The organism is Streptomyces populi (assembly GCF_002911015.1).
Classification (GTDB): Bacteria; Actinomycetota; Actinomycetes; order Streptomycetales; family Streptomycetaceae; genus Streptomyces; species Streptomyces populi.
Map to the genome: position 1 here is coordinate 1 of NZ_KZ627055.1, position 4,888 is coordinate 4,888.

Here is a 4,888-nt window from a genome sequence, read left to right on the forward strand (position 1 = left end):
GGGAGGTGCGGGAGGACGGTGTGCTCGCGGGGCACGCGGAACCGGAGCGGCTCGGTGACGGCGAGGCGGTCCGGATCGCCACCGGAGCACGGGTCCCGCGGGACGCGACCGCCGTCCTGCGCAGCGAGCACGGCCGCCTCGACGACAAGGGGCGGCTGCACGCGAGCGTCCCGCAGACGTCCGGTTCCGCCCGTCCGCGGGGAGTGCCGGCGCTCGCGCACGGGCAGGACATCCGCCCGCGCGGCCAGGAGTGCCGCAGCGGCGACCAGCTGTTGCCGCCCGGGGCGCTGGTCACCCCCGCCGTGCTGGGCCTCGCGGCGGCCGCCGGGTACGACACGCTCGCCGTCGTCCCCCGCCCGCGCGTCGAGGTCCTCGTCCTCGGCGACGAACTGCTCACCGAGGGACTGCCGCGGGAGGGGCTCATCCGGGACGCGCTCGGTCCCATGCTGCCGTCGTGGCTGCGGGCGCTCGGCGCCGAGGTCGTCGCGGTGCGCCGCCTCGGCGACGACGCCGAGGCGCTGCACAGGGCGATCACCGGCTCCCGGGCCGATCTGATCGTCACCACCGGCGGCACCGCGGGCGGCCCCGTCGACCACGTCCACCCCGTCCTGCGCCGGATCGGCGCCGAACTGCTGGTGGACGGCGTCAAGGTGCGGCCGGGCCACCCGATGCTGCTGGCCCGCACCCGGGAGGACCAGCACCTCGTCGGCCTGCCCGGCAACCCCCTCGCCGCCGTCTCCGGGCTGCTGACGCTCGCCGAGCCGATGCTGCGCACCCTGGCCGGGCGCACGGCTCCGGAGTCGTACGGGCTGCCCCTGGGGGAAGCCGTGCAGGGGCACCCGCACGACACCCGGATCGTCCCCGTCTCGCTGCGCGGCGCGCGTGCCGTGCCGCTGCACTACAACGGTCCGGCGATGCTGCGGGGGATCGCGGCCTCCGACGCGCTCGCGGTCGTACCACCGGGCGGTGCGCGGGCCGGTCAGGAGCTGGAGCTCATCGATCTGCCGTGGACCGCGGCGGGGATCGACGTGTACCCGGCCTGAACGGCCTGAACGGCCGGAGCCGGCACCTCGCCGGAAGCGCCACGGCGCCACGGCGCCACGGCGCCACGGCGGCACGCGTGCGCACCCGCGCTTCCCGGCGGCGCCCACGGACGCCGAAGCGTCACGGCGGTCCCCGCCACACCCGCGCACACCCGCGCGTCACGCCCGGTCAGCGGATGCGCGCCGCCTGTCTGATCGAGATCACGTGGTCTCCGGCCTGGAGGCTCGCGGCCTGCGGGTCGGTGTAGTCGAAGACCGTCTTCCGGCGCACGACGGCCACGACCAGATCCGCGCACTCCCGAGGTGACCGGCCGACCTCGTCCGCGGCCACCGGACGCTCCACGAGGTCGAGCCCCCGCCCGTAGGTCATCAGGTTCTCGAGGGTGTCCGCGAGATGGGGGTTGGCCATGGACACACCGAGAAGGCGGCCCGCGGAGCTGGAACTGGTGACGACGGTGTCGGCGCCGCTCTGCTTCAGCAGGGGAACGTTCTCGTCCTCCCGCACCGCGGCGACGATGGTCGCGCGCTTGTTGAGCTGGCGTGCGGTCAGGGTGACCAGCGCCGCGGTGTCGTCGCGCTGCGGGGCGACGATCACTTGCGCGGCCCCCTGGAGCTCGGCCTTCCGCAGGGTGTCGGACCGGGTGGCGTCCCCGAGGACCGACACCAGCCCGTCGCTGCCCGCGGCCTCCACGGCCGTCCGTTCCGGGTCGACGACGACGATCTTGTCCTTGCGGACGCCCTGCCCCTGGAGCGTCTCGACGGCCTGCCGGCCCTTGGTGCCGTAGCCGATGACGACCACGTGGTCCCGCATGCGGGAGCGCCAGCGATGGACGCGCACCTGCTGGCGGGTGCGTTCGGTGAGGACCTCGAGCGTGGTGCCGACCAGGATGATCAGGAAGAGGATGCGCAGCGGCGTGATGACGAGGATGTTGACGAGCCGGGCGGTGTCGCTGACCGGGGTGATGTCCCCGTATCCGGTGGTGGAGAGGGTGACGGTCGCGTAGTAGGCGGCGTCGAGGAAGTCGACGCTCCCGTCGGAGTTGTCGGTGTAGCCGTCACGGTCGAACCAGACCAGGAGCGTCGTGACGAGGAGGATCAGCAGGGCCATGGCCAGGCGCCGCAGGACCTGCTGGAGGGGCGGCACACCGCGCTCGACGGGCATCGTGATGGAACGTCCGGCCTCGGCGTCGTCCAGGGCCTCGGCCCGTGACCGGTACCAGAGGGACCGGAGGATCGAGAACCTCCCGGTCTGGGAGGGCGGTCGCTTCTCGTCGTTCAACGGCTGTCTCCTGCGACGGTGATCCATCGAGTCGGCACCATGATTCCGGATCGACCGGCCCCGGCGGCGCAGGGAGCGGGCTCTCCGGCGCATCGAATCACAAGATGATCACGAAACATTCATTCGATATTCACTTTCGATTCATGTCCTGTGTCAAATGGGCCATGCGGCGCGGCGCGCTGTCTCGGCCGCTCACCTGGTACCCATGGAGAAGCGCGCCGCCGGCCGCCGACGGCGAGGATCCTCCGGCCTCCGACTTCTGGCCCACGGCCCACGGCCCACGGCCTCTGACCTCTGACCTCTGACCTCTGACAAGGATCCCTCCGGCCCCCGCCACGGCGGCGCATCCCGACCCCTCCAGCGCCGTCCAAGGTATTTTCGGGGAAAACGCTGGAGGTCGGCCTTGAGGGATCACACCGTCGTCGTCGGCTTCGGGACCAAGGGACGGTCGGCCGTCGAGGCCGTCCGGGCGACCGGGCTCAAGAAGGAACAGGTCGTGGTCGTCGACCCGAGCTCCCGGGTGGCCGACGCGGCGACGGCCGAGGGGTACGCGGCGGTGACCGGGGACGCCACGCGCAGCGACGTGCTGATGCGTGCCGAGGTCCACAAGGCGCGGCAGATCATCATCGCCACCCAGCGGGACGACACCGCGGTCCTGGTCACCCTGACGGCGCGGCAGCTCAATCTCGGGGCGAAGATCGTCGCCGCCGTCCGCGAGGAGGAGAACGCGCCGCTGCTCCGGCAGTCCGGCGCCGACGCGGTCATCACCAGCGCCGGCGCGGCGGGCCGGCTGCTCGGGCTCTCCGTGCTCAGTCCCGCCGCGGGCAAGGTGATGGAGGACCTGATCCATCAGGGCAGCGGGCTCGACATCGTCGAGCGGCCCGTCACCAGGGCCGAGGTGGGCATGGGCGTCCGGGAGACCGCCGACCTGGTGGTCAACGTCGTACGGGGACACCGCGTGCTCGCGTACGACGATCCGGACGTCGGCCCGCTACAGGCGATGGACCGGCTGATCACGATCGTGCGGGTCGTGCGGAACCCCGGGACAACGCCGGGTGTCCGGCCCCTGCCGCAGAAGTAGGCGGCGCCCCCAGGAGTAGCGTCCCCCTCATGTACGCGATCACGATTCCTGAACCTGGTGGGCCCGAGGCGCTGGTGTGGGACGAGGTCCCCGATCCGGTGCCGGCCGAGGGCGAAGTGCTGGTCGAGGTGGTGGCCAGCGCGGTCAACCGTGCCGATCTGCTGCAACGGCAGGGGCTGTACAACCCGCCGTCCGGCGCGTCCCCCTACCCCGGACTCGAATGCTCGGGGCGCGTCGCCGCGGTCGGACCGGGCGTCGTCGGCTGGTCGGTCGGCGACGAGGTGTGCGCGCTGCTCTCGGGCGGTGGATACGCCCAGAAGGTCGCCGTTCCCACCGGGCAACTGCTGCCCGTGCCCGCGGGCCTGGACCTCCGGAGTGCGGCGGCGCTGCCCGAGGTGACGTGCACCGTCTGGTCGAACGTCTTCATGGTCGCCCACCTGCGCCCCGGCGAGACCCTGCTCGTGCACGGCGGCTCCAGCGGCATCGGCACCATGGCGATCCAGCTCGCGAAGGCCGTTGGCGCGAAGGTCGCGGTCACGGCGGGCACCGGGGAGAAGCTCGACTTCTGCGCGGAGCTGGGCGCGGACATCCTGATCAACTACCGCGAGCAGGACTTCGTCGAGGAGATCGAGAAGGCCACCGGCGGGGCGGGTGCCGATGTCATCCTCGACAACATGGGGGCCAAGTACCTCGACCGGAACGTGCGCGCCCTCGCCGTCAACGGACGGCTCGCCATCATCGGCATGCAGGGCGGCATCAAGGCCGAGCTGAACATCGCCGCTCTCCTGAACAAGCGCGCCGCCGTCAGCGCGACCTCGCTGCGCGCCCGGCCGCTCGGCGAGAAGGCGGCGATCGTGGCGGCCGTGCGCGAGCACGTGTGGCCGCTGATCGAATCCGGCCACGTCCGGCCGGTCGTCGACCGTGAGCTGCCGATGAGCGACGCGGCGGGCGCGCACCGGGTGCTGGAGGAGAGCAGCCACATCGGGAAGGTGCTGCTCGTCGCCCCCTAGGGCCTGTCCGACGGCTCCCGTCCGCCCGGCGGCGGCGCGAGGCGTCGGCCTGGCTCCGGCCCCGCTCAGCCGCGGCGCGCCCGCAGGCCGAGGAAGGCCAGCCCCAGTCCCAGGCCGATGAGGATCAGCCCGCTGCCCAGCGGCAGGATCGCCAGGTCCGGGCGGGGCGTGGAGCCGGGGCCCACGACGCTCTGCTGGACGGGGGCCGCGTCGTCGTGCGAGGGCTCGGGGGCGGTGCTCGGTTCCGTGAGCCCGGTGTCGGCGGCGGGGGCGGTGTCCTGGGGGTCCGGGACGGCGGTGTCGTCCGGGTCGGGGCTGTCCGGGGCGTCCGGTTCCGCCGTCCGGCCGGGCCGCTCGCGTCCCTCGCCCGCGAAGCTGCCCGCGCGGGAGGGGTCCGCCGTGGGGGTGGGACGCGCGGGGTCGGACACGGTGGGGCCGGGCGCCCCCGGGCCGGCGGACCCGTGGGGGGACGGGA

3 protein-coding genes and 2 pseudogenes are annotated in these 4,888 nt (G+C 73.4%); 3 read left to right on the forward strand and 2 right to left on the reverse strand.

Translation table 11 applies throughout. The features are described from left to right. Positions 1-1,043, forward strand: a 1,043-nt coding sequence (locus CW362_RS42330; protein WP_103554896.1) for a molybdopterin molybdotransferase MoeA, incomplete at its 5' end; no start/stop codon positions are given. Positions 1,044-1,212: 169 nt separating this feature from the next. On the opposite strand, the gene CW362_RS42335 is transcribed toward CW362_RS42330, so the two are convergent. Next, positions 1,213-2,322, reverse strand: coding sequence for a potassium channel family protein (locus tag CW362_RS42335; RefSeq protein ID WP_240658346.1), 1,110 nt, complete (start codon positions 2,320-2,322; stop codon positions 1,213-1,215). Between the two features lie 379 nt (positions 2,323-2,701). On the opposite strand from CW362_RS42335, the pseudogene CW362_RS42340 reads away from it, so the two are divergent. Beyond that, positions 2,702-3,403, forward strand: a pseudogene (locus tag CW362_RS42340) (potassium channel family protein); the annotation flags it as partial. A 29-nt stretch (positions 3,404-3,432) separates the two neighbouring features. Then, on the forward strand, positions 3,433-4,413 hold the full coding sequence (locus CW362_RS42345; RefSeq protein WP_103554898.1) for an NAD(P)H-quinone oxidoreductase: 981 nt from the start codon (positions 3,433-3,435) through the stop codon (positions 4,411-4,413). Between the two features lie 65 nt (positions 4,414-4,478). Here CW362_RS42345 and CW362_RS42350 read toward each other — a convergent pair. Then, positions 4,479-4,888, reverse strand: a pseudogene (locus CW362_RS42350) (hypothetical protein); the annotation flags it as partial.